The sequence below is a fragment of the Psychrobacter sp. AOP7-B1-24 genome (genome assembly GCF_052376215.1).
GTDB lineage: Bacteria > Pseudomonadota > Gammaproteobacteria > Pseudomonadales > Moraxellaceae > Psychrobacter.
Map to the genome: position 1 here is coordinate 1 of NZ_JBQSVL010000005.1, position 23903 is coordinate 23903.

The window sequence follows — 23903 nt, forward strand, 5'->3', positions numbered from 1 at the left end:
CAATTAGCATACGGACGGCGCGCTCTTTCATTTCAGGGGTATAGTTTCGTGTTTTCATTGTCGTATTCTCTCAGAAAGTTGAGTCTCCGACAATCTCGGGGCGGTTCATTAAGACGAAACCACATAGCACATGTTCGAGAAAGTCTGAGTGAAGGGTATAATTCATTAATAAAGAATGACTCTAATCATTTAAATAATTATTGGTCAAAACAGACTACAGAGTTGAAAGATTTTGATTTTGCCAAAAAGAATTATGCAGAGTTTGAAATAGATGAAGTATTTGCATTGATAAACTTATCTCGTATTTGTATGCGAGAGATAGATTCTTCAATATTATTAAGCATTCCGGAAGAAGCTATTGCAAATTATGAGCTTCCTTACTTTCTTGAAAATAAAAAGCTAAACGGCTTAGAGCTAGATAGAAAATCGCGTAAATTCAGCGCTTTTTTGATGCATAAATATGGTAAAAAAATATCATGTGCTGATACTTCAATTAGAATTTATTTGGAATAAACCTAACAAGAAGTAAGAATAAAGTAAAAAATTCATTTTTGTTCCATTTTTTTGTGATTATAGCTAAAGAATTTTCTGCTTAAATAGGTATCACCATAAATATTTTAAAGTCTTTATCTACTATCAGTAGAATATGTTAATTCTTTCAGAAAACTACAATCTAACAACAACTACCAAAGAGAAACCCATGACAACATCAAAAGTAACCTACCAAGGCAATTTACGCACCCAAGCCATCCATTTACAGTCTAACAATCAAATCATCACGGATGCGCCGACGGATAATCATGGCAAGGGCGAAGCGTTCTCACCGACTGATTTGCTAGCGACTAGTTTGGGTAGCTGTATCTTAACGATTATCGGTATTAAAGCCGAAGCGATGGATATCGATATCTCAGGTACGACCGCAGAGATCACCAAAGTCATGGCTGCCAAACCAAGGCGTGTGAGTGAAATACACATTATCGTTAATTTTCCGCGCGCATTGGATGAGAGCACCTTAAAACGATTTTATAAAACTGCATTGACGTGCCCAGTAGGCAACAGCTTAGATCCTGCTATTACTCAAAACTTAGTATTTCATAATGGCACAGAAGCCTAACATGGCTAATAAGACCTTACTGATTGTGGCTCACGCGCCATCGCCCAATACTAAAAAACTGGCTCAGGCGGCTTTTAGTGGTGCCAATCATCCTGATATAGATATCACTGTCATTTTGAAATCACCGCAGGACACGCAGCCAGAAGATGTATTGGCTGCCGATGCGTTACTATTAGGCACGACTGAAAATCTAGCGTATATGGCAGGGCTGACCAAAGACTTTTTTGATCGTTGCTACTATCCTGTGCTAGAAGAGAAGCAAGGTTTGCCAATTGCGGTATATATTCGAGCTGGGCATGATGGGACAGGTACTAAGCTTGCTATCAAGACGATTACGACTGGATTGCGCTGGTCATGGGTGCAAGAAGCGCTGATACTACAAGGCGATTGGCAAGATAGCTTTGCTGAGCAAGTAGAAGCGCTAGCAATGACATTGGCAGCTGGGGTCGAGGCAGGTATTTACTGATAGTGAGTTGTTTGGCAATGCTTGTTGATATAGGCAACTACTACCAAAAGCACCATAGACAGTTTGGAGAGAGCCGTAATGCACAATGGTGATTTGAATAATAAAATAGATGTCTCTGCACTGCCATGCTCCCAAGCGTGTGAGAATAATAAACAGCCTATTTTAAAAGTGCTGCAAAGCGAGCTACAAGGCTCTCATCATGTGCTAGAGATTGGATCAGGTACTGGTCAACATAGTGTTCACTTTGCGCCTCATTTAGCACATTTAAAATGGCAAACCAGTGATGTCACTAGTAATCACCGTCACATAATTGCTTGGCATCAGGCTTATCCTGCGCCAAATCTATATCCACCTCTGCCTTTTGATTTGACCATTGACTTAAGACCTATTAACGGACAATTAAATACACCTTATGATGCGATATTTACGGCTAATACTCTGCATATCATCAGTTGGGCCTTGGTCGAAAGGTTATTTACATTGGCAGGCGATACCTTGCAAACGGATAATAAGCTGATTGTATACGGCCCTTTTAATGAGCATGGTGATTATACCAGTGAGGGCAATCAGCGATTTGATGCGATGTTGAGGGCAGGAAATCCTGACAGCGGGATTCGTCATAAAGAAGAGGTTGTCAGTTTAGCCAGTGAACATCACCTGAAACTTGTCAATACTTATGCGATGCCTGCCAATAATCAATTACTGGTATTTCAAAAAAGTTAACGCATCAAATCCTTAGACTAAAAAAGACACCTCAATGGATCGTTTTCAGATCTTGATTGAGGTGTCTTTTTATTTGGGCTTACTTATATTTCTAATTATTCGATTTATACAATGAGGTTATTTATACTCTTCTGCTAAAAAGTCCAAATAACGTTTCCAAGAGCGTTCATCCGCACGAGCATCATAGTTATTGCCGCCAAACACACTAAAGGCATGTGGCGCGCCGCTATACGTGACCATCTCGTGCGGTATCTTAGCCGCTTCTAACGTTTTACCTAGCGTCGCAAAGCTTTCAAGAGACACCACTTCATCGGCTGAGCCATGGAATACCAGTATCTCGCCTGTGACCGTATCATAACTTTGGCCCGTTGGCACCTCAAAAGCCCCATGGAACGGTACAAACGCTTTTTGCTCAAATCCTGAACGTGCCAGTTCTAGCGCAACCGTACCACCAAAACAATAACCCATGGTTACGCCTTTACGCACGTCATTGCCTTGTAGTCGTCCTGCATTTAACGCGCCTTGTAGTAAACGGCGCATTTTGCTGCGATCATCATATAGCTCACCCGTTAGGCGTTTGTTTTCTTCAATAGATGTCGGGCGTACGCCTTGCCCAAACATGTCTGCTGCTAAGACGTTATAGCCTTCAGTCGCTAACATATCAGCGCGTTTGCGTTCGTAGTCGGTTAGACCATCCCAATCATGAATCAGTAGGATAAAGGGCGCATTAGGCTTATCTGCTTTGGCATAATAGCCTTCGTAGGCTTTATCGTCCACTGTATAGGTAACGTTTTTGGTCGTAATCGCGGCGGCTGTTTGGCTGAAAGTTAATGCCATTAGACCTATTGATGCGCCTGCTAGCAAGGAGTGATAAGGTTTTTTAGTAGGGGAGCTTAGAGTTGATAACATAATGGAGCGCCTTATATTTATATAAAATAGTCGTATGAAAAGATAAATATAAGGCTAAAACCATGCCAATTTATTTATCAATAATCTCTGGTACTTCATAAAAAGCATACCTTAAAGAATAACTACATTACAAGGCGCTATTATTAACATTGATGCAACTACCAAACCGCTTAAAAGTGCTGACTTGTTATGACTGCAAACTTTAACTAAATATCAACAAGGAGTGCAATGAGTCAATCATATCTATTGGCTAGTATAAGAGACAGCTCTATATAGAGCCTACTTTTAATAACTAGCTAGGAAGCATAATGAATAATAATATTGATCATACCGACCCCGCTAAAGATATGAATACGGAACGTGGCAATGGGGGCGAAACCCATCAGCGTGCCGGTGATGACAGCAAAGTTTTGACGACGCAACAAGGCGTTGCCATCTCTGATAATCAAAACTCTCTAAAATCTGGTAGTCGTGGCCCCACATTGCTAGAAGATTTTGTACTGCGTGAAAAGATTCATCATTTTGACCATGAGCGTATTCCCGAGCGTATTGTCCATGCGCGTGGTAGTGCCGCACACGGTTATTTTGAGCTGACAGAATCGCTAGAAGAATATACTACGGCGAAGATTTTGACCGAGACAGATAAGCAGACACCTCTGTTTACTCGCTTTTCAACTGTGGCTGGTAACAAAGGCTCAAAAGACACGCCTCGTGATGTCCGTGGTTTTGCTGTCAAAATTTATACCGAAGAAGGCAATTGGGATATCGTTGGTAACAACATGCCGATTTTCTTTATTCAAGATGCGATGAAATTTCCAGACTTGATTCATGCGGTAAAGCCAGAGCCTGATCGCGGCTTTCCGCAGGCGGCATCTGCGCATGATACTTTTTGGGATTTTGTGTCACTAAGTCCTGAAACCATGCATAACTTGATTTGGCTGATGAGTGATCGCGGTTTGCCGCGCAGTCTGCGAATGATGGAAGGCTTTGGCATTCATAGCTATCGTCTCATTAATAAAGAAGGCAAGAGCACCTTTGTACGTTTCCATTGGAAGCCGGTATTGGGTGTGCAGTCAACCACATGGGATGAAGCCGTGAAAATCTCAGGCGCAGATCCCGATTATCATCGTCGTGATTTATTCGAATCAATCAACAATGGCGACTATCCTGAATGGGAGTTTGGCGTCCAGTTATTTACGGAAGAACAAGCAAATGAGTTTCCTTTTGACCATTTAGATGCAACCAAACTGATTCCAGAAGAGTTAGTACCTGTGAAAGTTGTCGGTAAAATGGTACTCAATCGTTATCCGGATAATTTCTTTGCGGAAACGGAGCAAGTCGCATTCTGCCCATCGCATCTGCCACCAGGTATCGACTTCAGTAACGATCCATTGTTGCAAGGTCGCCTGTTCAGTTATCTAGACACGCAGCTGTCTCGTTTAGGCTCGCCTAACTTTGCTCAGATTCCAATCAATGCGCCAAAATGTCCGTTTGCCAATAATCAGCAAGATGGTCATATGCAAATGCAAGTACCTAAAACTCGTACGCTTTATGAGCCACAGAGTTTGGACACAACGAGACCACGTGAAAGCGTTAAAGAGGGCTTTGAATCATTCCATGAGCAGTTGGATGATGGGGTAAAAGGTCGCGTACGTGCAGAGCGCTTCGCCGATCACTATAGTCAACCACGTATGTTCTATCGTAGTCAGACGCCAACTGAGCAAGCGCACATTGCAACCGCGTATGCCTTTGAGCTGGGTAAAGTGGATACCGCACATGTACGTGCCCGTATGCTAAGTCATCTGATTCATATCGATGAAGACTTGGCCAACCGTGTGGCAACCGCGCTCGGTATGGAATTGCCAGAACCTGCGAATGCCGCTGCACCTGTAATAGATATGGCAACCTCTAAAGCGGTACAAACCATCGGTCTGACACCTGACAGTTTAAAAGGCCGGTTGATTGGTATCTTGGTCGCAGAAGGCTCTAACAGTAGCGAAATCAAGAAGTTTGAAGCAGCAGCGATGGAGCAGGGTGCTAGCGTAAAAATCGTCGCCCCTAACAAAGAAGTGGTATTGGACGATGGTACACGCATACAAGCGGATGAGCGTCTAGCTGGCGGGCCATCAGTGATGTTTGATGCTGTCGTGAGTATCATCATGCCAGAGCAAGCGAAAAAGCTCGCTAAAGACAGCTCAGCATTAGATTGGTTCAATGATGCGTACAACCATTGCAAAGCGATTGCGTATTGCGGCGCAACGGATGAGTTTATCTTGAGTAAGTTACCGATTGAAAAAGACAGTTTTGTCACGCCACTGGCTGAATTAGATAGCTTTATTGAAAATGCGAAATCTCGTCTGTGGGAGCGTGAGCCAAAGGTTCGTGATTTGGCGTAATTTATGTCATACGGTTTCTAAATACGTTAAGTTTTATATATTAAGTTTTATCAAAAACCCAGCCTAAGCGCTGGGTTTTTTAGTGAGGGTAAGAAAATGTGAGTGCTAATCACATTTTTTTAGAAGCGTGTCATTTTATAAGAAGATGCTATATCTCAATTACTTCATCCTTTATCGTAAAAACACCACATAACCCTTAAAGTGTGGGTTGTTTTCCAAAAAATCTGCGCCTTGCCATTGACCGCCTTCGATAACACCAATCTTAAAATCAAAAGGTAGGTTCTCCAACCTTTTTAAATATCGAGAGTAATTGGTCAAAGTAGTCGTACCTTGATAGGTTTGTACAATTAATTCATCGACGGCATCGTTTAATTGCATAAACTGAGGCTTTTCAGCTTGGTTTGACCAATCGAGCAATCCAGTCACACTCAAGTGATACTGCGCGGGTAGCTGCTGACGAATACTCTCAAGCAGCTGTGCATATTTATCTAGCTGATAGGTTGGAGCGTCGTAGTCGATTTGGATGCCCATCACTTGATTGCCGGCACGCTGCCATTTCTCTAAGCGTTCAATCAGCTGTGCCATCACTTCGTCCGACCACTCTTGACTGGTTGCACGATAGACGAGCCAAATCTTTTTATCACTTAAAGAACGAACACCTAAACCTTGCGGTGTCAGCGTTGCAAGTGTAGCAGGTGCTCTATTGTCACTAGCGCTTGAATGATAGTATGGGATATTGTTTGGACGAATTTCACCTTGTAAGATATACAATGTATGAGCTTGGCTAAGCTTTGTGTCATCCTTAGGCGGTGTCCATATCCAAAACTGCTCATAATCTTTCGCATTAACAATGGCATCGCTAGTAGCAGCATTGGTAGTGTATCCACCATTGAGGGGGCTATCTACTGGTTGGGTTTGCGGCTTAGTTTCAGATTGATGAATTGAATCAAGACTATAAACTGAGTTATAAATAAAAGACTCAAAGACCAGTATGGTTAAGCCAATAACACCTAATACTAGCCCTCGATAGTGTTGCTGATTTTTTATCAATTCAAAAAGCCTTTTAATTTACCAATAATATTTTTGGTTTTTCGCCCAGCTTGTATTTTTAAAGTCTGATTTTAAGCGTTTAAACCAGGCTTTACGAACTGACATGTCCACATTTTCATCGCTACAGTGGTTACTACCAGAGCTGGCAAAACAGCCAATCGCACGATGTAGCGCATAAGCAGATAATTCGTCATCTCGATTGCTGTTAAATATAGATTGATATATGTCCAATCGGTTTAGCGCTTGACCTTCAAAACGACTGGGTATATCACCCAAGTAAGGATAGCGATAGCCTGAATCGCTTTGATCAGAAGAATGATAAGACTGATCATAATCTTCGAGATAGTAATTGATGGTTGTATCATCCATAAACTCGGCCATACATAGAGTTTGTAATCTGTCTTTTGGGTTTTGGCTTAAACGAGTCACTGTTTTCGTTAAATCTTGGCAATTGATGCTAGGACTAACTTTTTTACCCTGCCAATTAAATTCACTGAATGCAGGCAGGTATTTCAATGCTTCGTCTTCGCTATCGAAACCTAGGTATTTTTGAGCATTTTTTGGCAAATAAGACTGCTGATATGTCAAATAATCGCTATATTGTCCATGTATCAGAGATTTTGCTAGTAGAGCGTAGCGAGCTTCTGCACCAATCGTATCGGTACTAGAATGGTTGTTAGCAATGTTTTTTAATAAAGTAGGATCGGCAGAATATTTTATCACTCGCATTTTTAAATTTTGAGATTGTACTGTAGCGTTATTGCCAAAAAGTTTGCTGTAATCATTGGTTTGATCTGCTTGCAGCGCTAACGCAAGCTCGGTTACTGTGTCTTGGAACGGTTGTGTGGGCAGTTGATGTAGACGATCCCATATTGCGTTTGCTTCATCGACACGGCTTATCTGTTGTAAGGCTTTTGCTTTTAGGACGTATTGGCTAAACCTTGAATATGACATCTCGCCTGTCGGTAGCGTGGTTGGTAAGTATTTTATGGCCAGTTTTGGATTTTTCTCTTGCACGAAATAATAGGTCGCTATGAGGTACTGATACAAATCCATTCGATTTTTAAATTTAGGTTTTAGACGTTCAAGCTCTGTGAGTGTTAGAGGTTTAGGAGCGTTGAGAGAGTCGGCAGGTCTTAAGCGGTATAGTGCAAAACTGGTGAGTAAAATGGGGCCATTAAGCTTGTTGATATCGATTAGTTCATCAAAGCTTGCAAAGAAGACTCTTTGTTCGATCTCTTCTGGCAATAAGCGGCTATCAAGATTAAAGAGTAGTGAGTTTGTATGATCGATTTGCCATTCTATCTCATCAATTAGCTTATCTTGTTGACCTGCGAGCCAATATAGTCGACGCTGTAAGCCGCGAGCTGAGGCAGTATAATGGCCGTTTTTGAAGTGGCTAAGATAAGTATTGATCGCCTTTTGAGTGCTAGCAAACAGTCTTGGATCAACGGTCTCGCTCTTATAGCGATAGTCTCCCATACCATGTTGATAAACACGATTAATACCAGTACGAATCAGCATATAGTTGGCAGTATCGACGAGCCAAGCAAGCCCTGCATTGTCACCTGTTTTAAGATCAATCAAAGCACTATAGAGATTATGGGCACTGTCAAAGTCTGATTTCTCACCCAAATAAAACAGTTGAGTTGCCATAATATAGTCTGCGTATGGCTGAGCATTGACAGACCATTTCAATGGAAAAGTAGATGTGTTCTTTGCTGATGAGGTGTCATGACCAAACGAATCTGTACATTCGCTGCGGATAGCTTGGCGAAACTGCATCAGTTGTAAGCGTTCTTTAGACGTCAATTGAGTATCAATTTTTAGAGCGTCTTTTAGCGCCTCTTCACCCGTATGAAAACTATTACAATATTCGGCATAATGACTTTTTTCAGATTGCTTTAAAAAATTCTGATCGGGGTTTTTGACTTCATTCACTGCCATTTGTCTTAAAGTACTTAAGGTTAACGGAAAGTCATAAGCACGATAGGAGTCTGAATCATGCGTATTAGGCTCGTCAAAGTGAATCAAGCCTTTATCAGCGAGTAGTAAATATAGGTTGGTTTGGGTGTCATTGCCTGTGTCTAGGATTGGAAAGTTAATCTGACATTCGTTATAAGTGCGATTGTCCAATGAAAAATTAGAGCCGCAGTAGTCGCCGCCACCAGCTTTTGCAGAGATAGAGACCCCCATTAGTCCTGTGGTCAATATGGTTAAAGCGCAGCGTTTAGTTATAAGGTTTAGGAAGGGTCGCGTAGGCCGTTTGATAGTTTCTGCAAGGTGATTCATGAATGGCTCGTTTATTATACTTTTGTTGATTGCCACAATCATAGCAGAATTTTATTTTAACTGTTCCTTGTTTTAGCACAAACCTAGCCTCAGCGCTGGGTTTGTGCTTTTGACAGGTGGGGTTATGATAGATAAGAGCGTTCGCGTTTGATTGTCTATGAGTATTCTATAGTCACAAGCGTTCACTCAAAGTTGTTACAAGTTGAATAGCGAAGGTTATACTAAATTCTATTAAGGCGCGTTAAAAGCGTCTCCTGTAGTAGGGATACTATAACAGTGAGCAATTATTTAGCAGGGAATGCCAATGAGTTTATGTGAAATTGTACGTTTAGAAGGATATATTCAAAGTACGTATCTGGCAGTATATCCAGATAAGATTATGCTGCTAGATGGTGCATGTCGCCCTGATGTGCCGATGGTATTAGATTACATCAAGATGACCCTGCAACGACCAATAACGGATCTAAGAGTCGTTGTAGTGACGCATATGCATCCAGACCATGCTGGTGGGGCGCATAAATTTCGAGAGCAGACGGGTTGCCTGATTGTCTCAGCAGACAAAGAGACGCAGTGGTATAGCGGTATCGCTGGGCGTACCATGCACCTTGTCGATATGAATCTTGCGCATTATGTGGCAAAACGCCAAGGTCGAAAGCCCAAAAACCTATATTATCCAGCGCATCTCAAGGCGGATATCACCGTTAGTGAAGGTGACTGCGTGCCTGGGTTTGATGAATGGCAGGTGTTAGGGACCCCAGGTCATACAGACCGTGATTTGTCTTTGTTTCATATGCCCAGTCGACAGGTATATATCGCTGATTTAATTATTAAGCTGCGTCACAAGTTTGTCGCGCCTTTTCCTATTTATGATCCTAAAGTCTATATTCAATCACTCCAAAAAATCAAAGCGTTAAGACCTTCGATGGTCATGATGGCTCATGGGTGTGAGCTGGCGATAGATGAGGCAACTTTTGATATGTTGATTACGCAAGCACCTAAGCATCCACGTACGATTAAAGACACGATCAAGCATAAGCTGCTGTGGCGGAAAAATAGCGACTTTACTGTCTTTAAGAAAAAACATAAGAAATAAAAATTTAAACGAAAAAAAGCCCAGTTACTATGCGATATAGTAACTGGGCTTTCTAAATATGGTGGGCCGACCGCGACTCGAACGCGGGACCAATTGATTAAAAGTCAACTGCTCTACCAACTGAGCTATCGGCCCTGAGAGACGTGAAAAAATTGTATACAATTTTAGTCTCGCAAGAATAATTTCCTTAAAGGGAAATTATGTAAAACTTAACATCTTTAAGATGTTTTTTAACGCTTTGTAACTTATTACGTCGCTACCTAATAGGGTAAGGTACATAACAAGCGTAATACTAAATATGGTGGGCCGACCGCGACTCGAACGCGGGACCAATTGATTAAAAGTCAACTGCTCTACCAACTGAGCTATCGGCCCTGAGCGAGGATAAAATGAAGTACTACTTCATCCGAGTGCAAGAGGATTTACATTTTCGTAAATTCTAAAAACTCGATATCAACACTAGGTTTGCATTTAACTGCAAGTCAAAGTTCTTCAAACAAAAACTTTGTTAATCAAACTTAATATTAATAAACACATTAAGCTTGTTTTATCGTTTAAAGAGTTTGTATCCCTAAACGTGAGAGCACATTATATATATAATTATGACAATTACAACCCCTGATAAGGAAAAAACTATAAATATGAGAAAAAAATCACTATTTTTTTAGAATTTTATCATTAGGGCTATTCTGAGCACTGAATATGCTGATTCAGCACCCTTGTCATTCATTATTAATCTCTAGAAAGTGCGTCCACAGGGTCAAGTTTGGCTGCATTGCGTGCTGGTAAGAAGCCAAATACGACACCAATCAGTGTTGAACATATAAATGCAGCAATAATAGAGGTTGATGAGTAAATCACTTTATAGCTATCACCACCAAAATTATTAATGATTTCACCGATAGCGAACGCTACTCCAATACCTAATAAGCCGCCCAAAATACAGACGAGTACGGCTTCTATCAAAAACTGCTGCATGATATCGTTTTGACGAGCCCCAACAGCCATACGTACACCAATTTCATTAGTGCGTTCCGTGACCGATACTAGCATAATATTCATCACACCAATACCACCAACGATTAATGAGATAACAGCAACCGATGAGATAAGCAGTGTCATAGTACCTGTAGTTGCTTCAATGGTCTGACGAATAGAATCTGAGTTAATAATATCAAAATCATCTTTACCATGGCGACCTTCTATTATGTCGGAAATAGCTGACTCAGCTACACTAGATGAGACACTATCATCTAGCAATGCTATAAAACTATCAATATTTGCACTACCAGTTACACGTGACATCACAGTGGTATAAGGCATATATATGGTGGGTGTAGATACATCTGGTCCAAAGCCACTGTCACTTGCCTCAAGGACGCCAACCACTCGTCCAGGCACACTACCGATGAGTAGGACTTCGCCGATAGGGTTATCTATATCTGCAAAAAAAGTACTCTTGGCATTGTCATCGATAATAATATCTTGACTGCGAAGTTCGATACTTTCCGAATCGAAATCTTGACCTGATGCCAGCGTCTCACCAGTGACCTCTAGGTAATACTCACCAACACCATTGATGGTTGAGTCTTCCTGAACGCTGTTATAGCGTACACTAGAGGTGGTATTGACTTGAGGGCTCACATTGATAACATAGGGTTGACTGCTGACCGCTTCTGCATCTTCTGGTGTGAGGTTGTCGTCATTATATTCACGTCGCGGGTCGCCTCTAGGGTAGCCGTCATTCACTGTTATAGTATTGGTTCCTAGCGAGCTAATATTTGCGAGAATTTGCTGCTGAGAGCCTTGACCAAGACCGACGATGGACACAACCGCAGCGATACCGATGATAATGCCTAACATGGTCAGCAAGGTGCGCATCTTGTGTGCACGCATGGCAAGTAATGACATCTTTAATGCTTCAAAAAAGCGATCGATAAAGCTAGCAAACGCACTTTTTCGGTGTTGACTAAGAATAGGTTCTGGCTGTTTTTCGGTTGGTTTGTAGTGCTCCGTTTTGTAATCTGCAATGACATAGCCGTCTTTTAGTTCAATCACGCGCTCGGCTTGGGCAGCAAGCTTGGGATCATGGGTAACCATGATGATGGTATGACCTTGAGCATTTAGGTCATGCAGAATCTCCATGACATCTTCGCCAGATTTACTATCTAGGGCACCTGTTGGTTCATCCGCTAAGATGACATCGCCACCATTCATCAGAGCGCGAGCAACAGAAACACGCTGCTGTTGGCCGCCTGAGAGCTGGCTGGGACGATTATTTACCTTTTCACCAAGACCTAGATCGGTCAAGAGCTTTTCTGCGCGATTGATTCGTGCCTCAGTGTTCATACCAGCATATACGGCAGGGACGGCAACGTTATCTTTAGCGCTAATGTCACCAAGCAGGTGGTAGCGCTGAAAGATAAAGCCAAAATGCTCTCGGCGTAACTCAGCCAGTTCATCTGCCTCTAGCTTGTTTGCTGATTGACCATAAATCTTATAGTCACCTGCTGTCGCCTGATCTAAGCAACCCAAGATATTCATTAGAGTAGACTTACCGGAGCCAGATTGCCCGATAATCGCGACCATCTCACCTTGATTAATCGTTAAATTAACCTCGTGCAATACGCGAATGGTTTGCTCGCCGGCAGCAAACTCTCGAATAATACCCGACAGCTCCATAATTGGCTTGTCAGCGGTAGCGGTAGCTGCAGTATTGATATTATTCGGTGAGTTGGTTTCTATCGAAGCGCTAGTGCTGTCAGTCGGCTGTTTAGTAGATTGAGATATAGTCATAGCAATGTCTTTAATCAAAGATAGTGAGTGTCGTGATGAAAGGGCCAAGGTTTTTCAGCCCCTCCATCGTTAACATAGTCAAAGAGTTAATTACATCCTTGGAGTACCAGGTATACGAGTACTACTACTACGGTTCTCTGAAGCATTGGCACTAGCTTCACCAATAATGACTTGCTCACCTTCTTCCAATCCGCTTAAAATTTGCGCATTTACTCGGTTATCAATGCCCACTTCTACTGTGCGAGGCTCTACTGTGCCGTCATCATTTAGTACGCGTACAATCTTGCTGGTTTTTGCTTGACCTTCAGTTTGATTTTTCGCGGGTCTTTCTTGTATGGCTGCTGATGGCACAAGCAACGCGTCTTTGGCTTGATCGATGATGATATAAATCTGGGCGGTCATATCAATTCTAAATAATCGATCAGGGTTTGGCACCTCTACATAGCCTACATAGTAGATAGCAGAATCTGTTGAGCTAGTCTCACTAATCTCTTCAGGTGCCGGTTCAATGGCTGTCAATGTTGCATTGTATTTTTGGTCTGGGTTACCAATGATATTGAAGTAAGCAGGCATGCCAGCATTGACGTTGATAACGTCAGCTTCGGAGATTTGTGCGTTGATACGAACCGTAGATAAGTCAGCGAGTGTGACCAATGTTGGCGCAGTTTGACTGGCGTTGACGGTCGTACCTTGCTCAGTCGTGATAGAGACCACCGTACCGGATATGGGCGCACGAATAGTGGTATAGCTGAGATCTTCCTCTGCTGTGCCTACATTCGTCTCAGATATGCGTATGGCCGCCTGTTGACTATTAATATTAGCGTTTGTAGTAGCGATGGCTGCTTTTGCTGTATCAATGGCAGCACTCGCATTGGCAACCGCAGCTTGTGCTGTTTCGACAGTGGTTTCTTGTGTGTCATACTCCTGCTGAGAAATTGCATCGATAGAGACCAAAGACTCTAATCGAGCAAAGTCTGATTTTGCTTGTTTTAGTTCAGACTGACGGCTAGCAAGATCAGCATAGGCACTTTTTAGATTGGCTTGCTTGCTTAGTGTTTCTGCACGAGCACTTTGGAGTGCGGCTTCACTTTGCTGAAGGCTGGCTTGTTGATTGCTTAAGTTGTTCTTTTGCGTCACTTGATCAATCTGGGCAATCAAATCACCTTTTTCTACCTCATCGCCTACTTCTACATAGAGACGAGTCACTTCACCAGAAACCTGAGCACCAACATCAACGGTGTTGAGTGCTTTTACTTTACCTGATGCCATGACATTGTTTTCTATGTCGCCAATTTCAGCCGTGGCGGTTAAGTAGGTTGGACCTTCTTCTTTAGGTTTCAAAAAGTGATAGGCTAAGGCTGCTACTGCTACCACAATCAAAGCGATAACACCCCATTTAATAGCAGATTTTTTACTCATTTTACGCATGACGATTATCCAACCACAAAAGTATCAATTGTAGGTATAGTAAATGTTTGATACAAAAAAGGAAATGGCAATTAGTTTAAGAAAGGTTAAGGTTTTTTTTGAGCATAGTGGGAATAGAGAAGGAGTAGGTGATAAGTGGTAAGTGGTAAGTGGTAAGTGGTAAGTGGTAAGTGATAAGTGGTAAGTGATAAGTGATAAGTGATAAGTGATAAGTGGTAAGTGGTAAGTGATAAGTGATAAGTGATAAGTGATGGTGCTATGACCATGGCTTTGACTAATGGTTTTTTATTTAACTGAGGCTATCTTTAATATGACTGAGAAGAAAATGAATGCGCCATTCAAAATTACTTTGGACTTTCAAATAACCTTTGACCTGATAACTCAAGTGCTGCTTGCAGCAGTAGCTCCCACGCTGGCTGACGAATAAGCCCTTTTATTGCTTGGTCACAGCGGTATAGGAGTGCAGGCCATGCGGTAGTATGCGCTTTTGATTGGCGACGACAAGCTTGTTGATATAGTCCTTGTTTGCTACGCCAAATGCCAAGCGCTTGTGGATCTTGCCCATCCATCAACTGTATAATTTGGCGCATATCTTTGCTAATTGCCCATAAGACCAAGGTTGTTGGTTCATCAGTGGCTTTGAGCTGAAAGATGATTTTTACCACTTGTGTGCTATTGCCGGCAAGCATTGCATCTGATAAGTCGAACACGCTAAATTGAGCATCGCTCACCAATGCGGCCTGTAAATCCTGCACATCCAAAGCGACGTTTGCGGTAGACTTTTCAGACGTATGATCTACTTTGTTAGCATCATTATTGACAACCAACTGTGGTGCAAACAGATAAGACAGCCGCCATAAGGTCTGATAAGCGCTTAGCAAATGATGTTCAGTATGCGACATCAGTAGTTGCCAAGCTTCTTGAGACAGTCTTAATCCAAACTGCTGGGCCTGTATCTGTAATAGTTGTTGACGTTGCTGCTCATTGTATAGATTGCAGTCAATGATGTGACCATACTGCGCAAATGGCGCAAACCATTTACTGCTTTGGGCACGTTTGTCTTGTTTGGGGGTTAGCCATAGGAGGCTATGGCTGTGCGCCCCTGTTTGTGCATCAACGGCGAAGCGTTCTAACTCGGCGATGACAGTTTTATCGGGCTTTTGATTGCCAGTCACGATCAAGGCACTGGCATCATCAAACAGCGATTGGCTGCCTAGCTCTGATAGTACTTCCTGCCAGCTTTTGACTGATATCAGTTCTATGCGCTTAATCGCATAATTTTGTGCGTGCCAATGAGGACGCAAGGCATCGATGAGCCATTGACTGAGTAATGGTTCGTCACCATGTGCTAGCCACAAGCCAGTTACTGCAACGGACGGTTGCAGTAGCTTTGGATAGGCTTTTATGAAAGTATCTTGCATAGACTGGTAGTACACAGGTTGATGGTAGTAATAAGTATGGAGGTAATAAGTATCAAACGTTCAGCGGGCAATATGTTTATGTTAAGGGTTTGGTGTCACGACGGCGGTTGATGATGAGCCATTACCAGGTTGTACAGGTATGGTGGCACCTGCCGATGGCACTTTAGGTAGAGAGATAGCGACATATTGATCCGTGATACGGCGAGCTAAACTCTCATAGAGCCATTCTCGAATCTGATCACCTTGCTGATCATCAGTGCTAACCGATGCTTCATTATATTGATAGCTGCGCTCGACTTGAATAGGGTTGCTTAGTGTTACTAGATTGCCGTTTTCCATGGTTTGGTAGCTGACATCTGCTGATATGACTAAGCGAATCTCTGTCAAAACACCGACCAACTCGTATTGCTTAAAACTGAGGTTGCTAATATTAATTGCAGCAATAGGTTCAGCGCTGGTCTGATTATTATTAGCGACATCTTTTGCTGTCATGTTGCTAATAACGTCGACGCCTAAAGCTTCTAGGCGTTGTGTTAGCGGTAGCTTGAGTGGGAAGGAAGTGCGATCGTCTTCGATGATGACTGCTGTTTTTGCAACGTTCAAGAGCATTGGGGCATCATAGCCACGTAGTTGGAAGCCACAACCGCTCAAAGCAGCGGTTGCGCCTAGTACTGTAAACATCGGTAGGGCAGCAAGCAATGCTGTTGCTAGCTTCTGTCTACTAACGCTTACAGTAGTATAGCGTTGTTCGCGCTGTTTACTTGGATGTAACTGACCAGTTCGATGTTTATACGACATAATCGCTATCCTCAAATTATAAAAAGGCTTAGGTTGGATAGAGTATCCACTAAGCCTAAAATGCCTAACCTGCAACCACGATATTGACCAACTTATTAGGAACGACGATTTCTTTTTTGATGTCGCCTGTGATAAATTTTGCCACACTCTCCATGGTTCGAGCTTGTACTTTTAACTGCTCTGGATCGCTGTTTGGCGCGACATCCATCTTACCGCGCATTTTACCATTAACTTGTACAACCATCGTGATGGTATCCTGCACGAGCGCACTTTCATCAACAATTGGATAGTTTAGGGTAACAGTATCTAGCCCTAGCTGCTCAAGTAAATGTTCACCGACGTGCGGTGCATACACCGATAACATAATAAGCAAATCTACCAATGCTTCATGTTGTACTTGCAGGTTTTGCTCATTGGTGGCTTTAAAGCTTGTAAGCTCATTGGCAAGCTCCATCAGGCTTGATACTGGTGTGTTTAGTGCCAAACGATCACCCAAATCATTGTCAATCTTAGCAATGGTTTCATGGGTCTTACGGCGCAAGTTTTTGGCTTCTTTGCTTAGCCCTTCAGTATTAAGTACTTCGCTATTTAGCGTCGTCAGATCTAAGTTTGCAGCAGTCAGTGCTTGCATGTGCTCAGCGGCAATACGCCACACTTTCTTCACGAAGTTATAAGGGCCTTTTAACGCATCATCCGACCACTCTAGCGTTTGGTCAGCAGGCGCGGTAAATAGCGTGTATAGACGAACGGTATCAGCACCATACTTATCGATGGTAATCTGTGGATCGACGCCGTTATTCTTTGACTTAGACATTTTTTCGATTTTGCCAATAGTCACTGGCTGTCCATCAGATTTTAAGATGGCTTTAATCGGTTGACCGCGATCATCATAGTCAATATCGATGTCTTCGGCGAAGTAATAGGTGGTACTACCATCTGCATTGACGCGATAGAAAGTACCAGCGAGTACCATGCCTTGAGTCATCAAGTTGGCAAACGGCTCGTTGCCAGATACCAAGTTTTCATCACGCATGAGCTTGTGAAAGAAACGCGCATAAAGTAGATGCATCACAGCATGCTCAACACCGCCGACATATTGATCAACAGGTAGCCATTTATTGGCAGCAGATTTATTGACCATGCTTTGCGCATCATTTGGACTAGCAAAGCGTGCGTAATACCAGCTCGACTCGACGAAGGTGTCAAAGGTATCGGTTTCACGTTCAGCAGGGTTGCCACATTTAGGGCAAGTGGTGTTTACAAACTCTGGAATGTTTTTGAGTGGGTTGCCGCGACCATCAGGGACGACATCAGTCGGTAGGACGACGGGCAAGTCTTTTTCTTCGACAGGCACAGTACCACAATGCTCGCAATTGATCATTGGAATAGGGCAGCCCCAATAACGTTGGCGCGAGACACCCCAATCACGTAAGCGATATTGGATTTTTTTCTTGGCCAATTCTTGTGGCTCAAGCTTGGCTAGCATCGCTTCAAACGCTTGCTCAAAGTCTAGACCGTCAAACTCGCCTGAATTCACCAAGGTGCCGCGTTCAGTATAGGCAAGGTTTGGCTCAGAACCGTCTGCTTTGGCATCAGCAAGCACAGACTCTTTATAACCTTCAGGTGACTGGATGACTTGTTTAATAGGCAGGCTATATTTGTTCGCAAATTCATAATCACGCTCATCATGAGCGGGAACCGCCATCACAGCACCTGAGCCATAGCTCATTAGCACATAGTTCGCAACCCAAACTGGTACTTCTTCGCCAGTTAGTGGGTGAGTGACAGTCAGACCTGTGTCCATACCGACTTTTTCGGCTTTGGCCAAATCGGCTTCAGCGACTGAGCCTTTTTTACACAAGGCACAAAAATCTGCGATTGCTTTATCATTCTCAGATGCATACTGTGCAAGCGGATGCTCTGCTGCAACTGCCACATAGGTGACGCCCATCAAGGTATCAGGACGGGTAGTGAACACATCTAAGGTATTGCTTTCACCTGCCAACTCGTATGGAAAGTGTACTTCCATACCCGCACTACGACCGATCCAGTTACGCTGCATGGTCAGTACTTCTGATGGCCAATGACCTTCTAATTGATCCAAATCATCCAGCAGCTCATCAGCATAGTCAGTGATGTTGAAGTAATACATAGGAATGTCGCGCTTCTCAACTGCAGCACCACTACGCCAGCCTTTGCCATCGATGACCTGCTCATTGGCCAATACCGTATTGTCAATCGGGTCCCAGTTGACCGTCGATAGCTTTTTATAGACTAAGCCTTTTTTGTATAACTGTAAGAATAACCACTGCTCCCACTGATAGTATTCAGGGCTACAAGTAGCGAACTCGCGTGACCAGTCAATAGATAGGCCTAGTAACTTAAGCTGTGCGCGCATGTTGTCAATATTGGCAAACGTCCACTTGGCAGGTGGGGTTTGATTGGCGATCGCGGCGTTTTCTGCTGGCAAGCCAAAACCATCCCAGCCCATTGGCTGCATGACTTCATGACCTTTTAGGCGATAGTAACGGCTCAGTACGTCCGAAATTGTATAGTTACGCACGTGCCCCATATGTAGCTTGCCGCTTGGATAAGGAAACATAGACAGCATATAACGGCTTGGCTTATCGCTTGGCTCATTACTAACTTCGAAGCGCTTGTCAGTTGCCCATTTGGCTTGTTGCGCCGCTTCGATAGCTTGTGGGTTATAATAATTGTTTTCTGCTTGGTCAGATGTCACAGTATTACTCATAGTGGGCTCTAGATTGAATATTTTGATAAGAAAATTAGATACGCTAGAATAGCGCAAATCGGCAAAAAATGCGATGGGGCAACGTAATAATAGAGCAGTATTAAGAAGTTTATAAGCACTTAAGATATTATATAGGAATCATTATGACCATCACTATTTACGGTATCAAATCATGCAGCACCATGAAAAAGGCGTTTACTAAGCTTGAGGAGTTAGGTGTTAGCTATGATTTTCATGATTATAAAAAACAAGGCATCGACAAACCAAGCGTCCAGCGTTGGGTAGATGCGCTAGGTATCGATAAAGTGCTGAACAAGCGTGGTACCACATGGCGCAAGCTGACCGATGAGCAAAAGCAAGCAGCTGATGCCGATATAAATAACGCGATTGATTTACTAGTCGAAAACACCAGTATGATTAAGCGTCCGATTGTGGAAGGTCAGATTGACGATAAAAATCAAAGTCAGTCAATATTGCTGTGCGGCTTTAATGAAGCTGAGTTTGAGGCGGTTTTTTCATAAATAATTTTCATAAAAAGCTGTCACTTTGACAAATTATAAACTATGCTCTCATCGGTAGAATTAAGTTTACTAATTTATAGGGTCTATTGAATGTTTAAATGTGCTATCAGCACGGTATCTGAATGTTCAATAGACCCTAATGTTCGAGGATAGAATGATGAAAAAATTATTACTGATGGCTACGCTTGCAGCAGCACCTATAATGGTCACAAGCGTACAGGCGGCAGACTCATCAACTAAAGTAACCTTTGCAAAAGACAGCTATTGCGGTAACTTTACAGGCAATATCAAAGATGGAAAAGTGTTTCGTTTATGGCTCGCAGCAGACCAAAACTTAGTGATTCGTAATGTTGGCGATGATCGTATCAATATGGCTTACGTCTCAGGGCCAAGTGGTCGATTGGACGGTGACCGCTATGATAATGAAACGTCTTACATTACTGAGAGTAAAGGCAACCACTATATGAAGATTTATGGCAATAGTCATCATAGTTCTGTTGAGTTTTGTGCTTATTAAATTCATCTTGTTTGAATGAATGTTCAACACGCCCTAATAGATCATAAAATTGATAGACAGTTAAAAAGCCCGAGCTTGGTATCCGAGCTCGGGCTTTTTTATACTAGTGTTTTCTATACGAATATTTTTCATGCTAATAATCGTAGGCTGTTGGCTCAATTATGCATCTAATTCACGACTGATTAAGGTACCGACACCTTCGTTGGTAAAGATCTCAAGCAAGGTCGCATGGGGCACACGGCCATCAACAATGACAGCGCTTTTTACGCCGCTACGTACGGCATCAAGCGCACACTGAATTTTAGGAATCATGCCACCTGAGATAGTGCCATCTTCAATCAGTCCATCGACTTTCTTCGGCGTCAGCCCAGTGACGACTTGACCATCACGACCCAATACACCTTTGATATTGGTCAGTAACATCAATTTTTCGGCTTGCAAGAATTCTGCGACTTTCCCTGCGACTAGATCAGCATTGATATTATAAGTGTGACCTTCGCTATCGACGCCAAGCGGTGCGATGACCGGAATAAAGTCAGATGAGATAAGCATATTAATCACGTCTTTATTAACACTAACTACATCACCGACAAACCCTAGATCGACAGGGACAGCGACACCATCTTCGCCCACTTTTTCCATGACCAGTTTTTTTGCTTGGATTAAGTTAGCGTCTTTGCCTGTCAAACCAATCGCGCGGCCACCGTGCTTATTAATCAAGCTAACAATAGATTTATTGACGCCGCCACCTAGCACCATCTCAACGATATCCATGGTGCTTTTATCAGTGACACGCATACCATCAATACGGTCAGACTGACGACCAAGCTCTTTTAACAAGTTATCGACTTGTGGACCACCACCATGTACGACGACTGGATGCATGCCAACGGTTTTTAGCAACACAATATCACGGGCAAACGAGCTTTCAAGCGCAGGGTCAGTCATGGCATTGCCGCCGTATTTGACCACGATCAATTTACCGACAAAGCGCTGAATATAAGGTAGGGCTGTGGTCAATACTTCAGCGGTGATTTTGGCATCATCTAGGTTAAGCGTCATTAAAAACTCCTAAAGTACAGTGTTGAGCGGGTTGGTTATATTGTGTTTCTTGATGCAGTCTTGCGCATAGATAAAACAGTTTGTGACATATGATTATTCGGCAGGAATCGCGACAATCTGTGCAGCCAGGTCTTTATCAAATGGGCGACATAATGTGGCAAATTTTTCTTGAACTGCTTTTAGCTCATCAATGCTATCACCAGCAAAGCGCGCCGTCAGATGGTGACTGGTGTTTGATTGTCGCAGTACGCCAAAGCCATGTGCAAAATCCAAACGAACGCCATCGATACAGCTTAGCGTTGTCCCTACTGGCATTAACTCTCTGGCTTGTTTGAGTGTTAAGTGGGGCTCAATCACTGAACAATGACAATCTACTAGCGAATTAGTATTTATTAAATGCTGCTCAGAATCTGCTGATGTCGCTTTTAAGAGTTGGCGTAAGTAACGGCAGAATTGAGACAGCTGCTCTACGATTGAATACTCTGTCCTCAAAGTCTTTGGCAACGGTAAATAATGGTCTGCAGTACTGACCATTGCAGGTAGCTCATCCGTCATATCTGTCAGCGATTTTTTACCATGTCCAGCGCCATTCGCTGCTAACCAGTGTAACAGTCGTAAAGCGGCATACATACCATCGTCATAAACAATAAAACGGCTATCATTGAATATAAAATGTCCTGACAGTTCACCAGCAAAGACGATTTCACCAGCAGAATACTGTAACTGCTGGCGCATAAAGCTGCTACCTGTGCGACTGATGATCGGTGTTGCCCCAAGCTCAGACAAAAGGGTTGAAAGGTGATGAGAGCATTTAATATCAAAAACGATCTGAGGCTTGAATGGTGAATCCACAGAAATTTTAGGGGATAACATGTCAGGGTGTTCAGCGAGTGTTAATTGCGCCAGTAAGTACAGTAGATGGTCAGGCGAGACGACTTTGCCGTTATTATCCACGATCATTAGGCGATCGCCGTCACCATCAAAAGCTAGACCTATGTCTGCTTGATGTTGTCGTACACTGTACTGTAATTGTTTAAGACGATGAGGTTCGGTAGGGTCAGGACTTCCAGAGGGGAAGTTGCCGTCTGGTGTGTCATTGAGCATGATAACATCTTGGCAGAAATGGGCAAATAAACGCTGAGCGATGATACTGGTCGCCCCATGCATACAGTCGATAATCACTCGAAAATCAAGCTTGGTAAAGAGTTGGTTATTGTTTTTTGACAGTCGTTTGTTTGAACGTTGCTGCCTAGATTGATGGATTTTCTGAAAGACTTGGTCAATAGAGGCAATATAAGTCGTTGCTACTTGCTCCGCAGGTAAGCATGTATCCTGCGGATGGTTTTTAAGACCATTCGCTTGCATAGCACAGTTGTATTCTGCATCGATTGATGCCTGCTGGCGATGCAGGAGTTGCTGATAAAACAGCTGAATCTCTGCACTGCTTGGCGACCGATGGTTTACCAACCATTTGATGCCTAAAATCTCTTTTGCAGAATGACTGGCAGTTACAATGATGCCGTGTCCTTGATATTGCTCAGCCCAGAAAACCATCATAGGTGTCGTAACCAGACCCAATTGGACAACTTGTAAGTCATGATGAGCCAATATAGATGCAATCTTTTGCGCAATCATATCGCTACCGATACGCGTATCGTAACCAATCACGATAATGGTGTCTTTATTGTTTTGGTTTTGAGTTATAAGACTATTTGTTGAACTAATATCTTTTAATTCAGTATTATGCGCACAGGCATCATTTGAGAACGTATGGTCCGAAAAAACAGGTAATGTGCTATAACGATGAGCAAAAGCATGACCCAATGCTTGTATAAAATCAGTAGTAAAATACTGGCGTGAACCACGAATATCATAAGCACGAAACAAGGATTGCTGCGCAGCAAAAGATGGCATTGCTTACTCTCCTTATTATCGTGGTTATTATTAAAATGGACAAAAAATAAAATAACAAATCAGTAATGGCTACTGATCATGGACTACTGACGACCTGAATGTCCAAACCCACCGGCACCGCGCTCGCTTTCATCACTGAACTCTGATACCACTGAAAACTCAGGACGGGCAACTGGTACGACAATATACTGCGCCATACGCTCTGCTGGGTTAAGCACAAAGTCTTCGTTACTGCGATTCCAAATACTAACCATCAGCTCACCTTGATAATCAGCATCAATGAGCCCGACTAGATTACCTAAAACGATACCGTGCTTATGACCAAGCCCTGAGCGCGGCAAGATCATACCTGCATAATTAGGGTCTTGGATATAAACGGCGAGCCCAGTACCAATCAAATGTGTTTCACCGGCTTTAATGGTCAATGGCGCATCAATACACGCACGCAAGTCGATACCTGCACTGCCATCAGTGGCACGTGTTGGAAGAGAAAATGCTTCATCTTCAGTGATTTTAGGGTTGACGACTTTTACTTGTACAGCTTGCATAATGCACTCTCTTAAAGATTTTAGAATTTGAAAATGATGGTTTTGAGCAAAGGTGATTTAGGGTCTGTTGAATAGTAATGACATTTTCTAAAGTTTAGTGTTT

At 42.8% G+C, this 23903-nt stretch carries 19 protein-coding genes and 2 tRNA genes; 8 read left to right on the forward strand and 13 right to left on the reverse strand.

Translation table 11 applies throughout. The annotated features are described in order from the left end of the window. The 4 genes from ACT3QP_RS01830 to ACT3QP_RS01845 all read left to right on the forward strand — a co-directional run. Positions 1-513: hypothetical protein (locus ACT3QP_RS01830; protein WP_444524250.1), on the forward strand; the 513-nt coding region annotated here is incomplete at its 5' end. A 187-nt stretch (positions 514-700) separates the two neighbouring features. After that, on the forward strand, positions 701-1114 hold the full coding sequence (locus ACT3QP_RS01835; RefSeq protein WP_444524251.1) for an OsmC family protein: 414 nt from the start codon (positions 701-703) through the stop codon (positions 1112-1114). A gap of 1 nt (position 1115) precedes the next feature. After that, entirely contained in the window at positions 1116-1580 is a 465-nt protein-coding gene (locus ACT3QP_RS01840) for a flavodoxin family protein (protein WP_444524252.1), read from the forward strand. Positions 1581-1658: 78 nt separating this feature from the next. Beyond that, positions 1659-2303, forward strand: a complete 645-nt coding sequence (locus ACT3QP_RS01845; protein ID WP_444524253.1) for a DUF938 domain-containing protein — start codon at positions 1659-1661, stop codon at positions 2301-2303. Between the two features lie 117 nt (positions 2304-2420). Here ACT3QP_RS01845 and ACT3QP_RS01850 read toward each other — a convergent pair whose 3' ends face one another. Continuing rightward, positions 2421-3212 (reverse strand): dienelactone hydrolase family protein, encoded by a 792-nt coding sequence (locus ACT3QP_RS01850; RefSeq protein ID WP_444524254.1) that lies wholly within the window; start codon positions 3210-3212, stop codon positions 2421-2423. A gap of 308 nt (positions 3213-3520) precedes the next feature. Between ACT3QP_RS01850 and ACT3QP_RS01855 the strand changes: the two genes are divergently transcribed. After that, positions 3521-5608: a catalase gene (locus ACT3QP_RS01855; protein WP_444524255.1), complete on the forward strand. Its 2088-nt coding sequence runs from the start codon at positions 3521-3523 to the stop codon at positions 5606-5608. Between the two features lie 171 nt (positions 5609-5779). Here ACT3QP_RS01855 and ACT3QP_RS01860 read toward each other — a convergent pair whose 3' ends face one another. Both ACT3QP_RS01860 and ACT3QP_RS01865 read right to left on the reverse strand, forming a co-directional pair. Next, positions 5780-6658 (reverse strand): DUF3142 domain-containing protein, encoded by an 879-nt coding sequence (locus ACT3QP_RS01860; RefSeq protein ID WP_444524256.1) that lies wholly within the window; start codon positions 6656-6658, stop codon positions 5780-5782. 18 nt (positions 6659-6676) lie between these two features. Next, positions 6677-8950 (reverse strand): hypothetical protein, encoded by a 2274-nt coding sequence (locus ACT3QP_RS01865; protein WP_444524257.1) that lies wholly within the window; start codon positions 8948-8950, stop codon positions 6677-6679. 304 nt (positions 8951-9254) lie between these two features. On the opposite strand from ACT3QP_RS01865, the gene ACT3QP_RS01870 reads away from it, so the two are divergent. Beyond that, entirely contained in the window at positions 9255-10043 is a 789-nt protein-coding gene (locus ACT3QP_RS01870) for an MBL fold metallo-hydrolase (RefSeq protein WP_444524258.1), read from the forward strand. 59 nt (positions 10044-10102) lie between these two features. Here ACT3QP_RS01870 and ACT3QP_RS01875 read toward each other — a convergent pair. The 7 genes from ACT3QP_RS01875 to leuS all read right to left on the reverse strand — a co-directional run bounded on the left by ACT3QP_RS01875 (position 10103) and on the right by leuS (position 19238). After that, positions 10103-10178: transfer RNA gene (locus ACT3QP_RS01875), tRNA-Lys, on the reverse strand. 164 nt (positions 10179-10342) lie between these two features. Further along, positions 10343-10418, reverse strand: a tRNA-Lys gene (locus tag ACT3QP_RS01880). Positions 10419-10775: 357 nt separating this feature from the next. After that, entirely contained in the window at positions 10776-12725 is a 1950-nt protein-coding gene (locus tag ACT3QP_RS01885) for a MacB family efflux pump subunit (protein ID WP_444524301.1), read from the reverse strand. A gap of 204 nt (positions 12726-12929) precedes the next feature. After that, entirely contained in the window at positions 12930-14267 is a 1338-nt protein-coding gene (locus ACT3QP_RS01890; RefSeq protein ID WP_444524259.1) for an efflux RND transporter periplasmic adaptor subunit, read from the reverse strand. Positions 14268-14611: 344 nt separating this feature from the next. Next, entirely contained in the window at positions 14612-15688 is a 1077-nt protein-coding gene (gene holA, locus ACT3QP_RS01895) for a DNA polymerase III subunit delta (RefSeq protein WP_444524260.1), read from the reverse strand. Positions 15689-15769: 81 nt separating this feature from the next. Next, on the reverse strand, positions 15770-16486 hold the full coding sequence (locus ACT3QP_RS01900) for an LPS-assembly lipoprotein LptE (protein ID WP_444524261.1): 717 nt from the start codon (positions 16484-16486) through the stop codon (positions 15770-15772). Between the two features lie 64 nt (positions 16487-16550). Next, on the reverse strand, positions 16551-19238 hold the full coding sequence (leuS, locus tag ACT3QP_RS01905) for a leucine--tRNA ligase (RefSeq protein WP_444524262.1): 2688 nt from the start codon (positions 19236-19238) through the stop codon (positions 16551-16553). Between the two features lie 143 nt (positions 19239-19381). On the opposite strand from leuS, the gene ACT3QP_RS01910 reads away from it, so the two are divergent. Continuing rightward, positions 19382-19759, forward strand: coding sequence for an arsenate reductase (locus ACT3QP_RS01910; protein WP_442477815.1), 378 nt, complete (start codon positions 19382-19384; stop codon positions 19757-19759). 157 nt (positions 19760-19916) lie between these two features. After that, positions 19917-20276, forward strand: coding sequence for a hypothetical protein (locus ACT3QP_RS01915; protein ID WP_444524263.1), 360 nt, complete (start codon positions 19917-19919; stop codon positions 20274-20276). 159 nt (positions 20277-20435) lie between these two features. On the opposite strand, the gene argB is transcribed toward ACT3QP_RS01915, so the two are convergent. The 3 genes from argB to dut all read right to left on the reverse strand — a co-directional run bounded on the left by argB (position 20436) and on the right by dut (position 23800). Beyond that, entirely contained in the window at positions 20436-21338 is a 903-nt protein-coding gene (gene argB, locus ACT3QP_RS01920; RefSeq protein ID WP_192521000.1) for an acetylglutamate kinase, read from the reverse strand. A 93-nt stretch (positions 21339-21431) separates the two neighbouring features. Then, positions 21432-23252 (reverse strand): phosphomannomutase, encoded by a 1821-nt coding sequence (locus ACT3QP_RS01925; protein ID WP_444524264.1) that lies wholly within the window; start codon positions 23250-23252, stop codon positions 21432-21434. A gap of 83 nt (positions 23253-23335) precedes the next feature. Beyond that, positions 23336-23800 (reverse strand): dUTP diphosphatase, encoded by a 465-nt coding sequence (gene dut / locus ACT3QP_RS01930; protein WP_444524265.1) that lies wholly within the window; start codon positions 23798-23800, stop codon positions 23336-23338. Positions 23801-23903 lie beyond the last annotated feature (103 nt).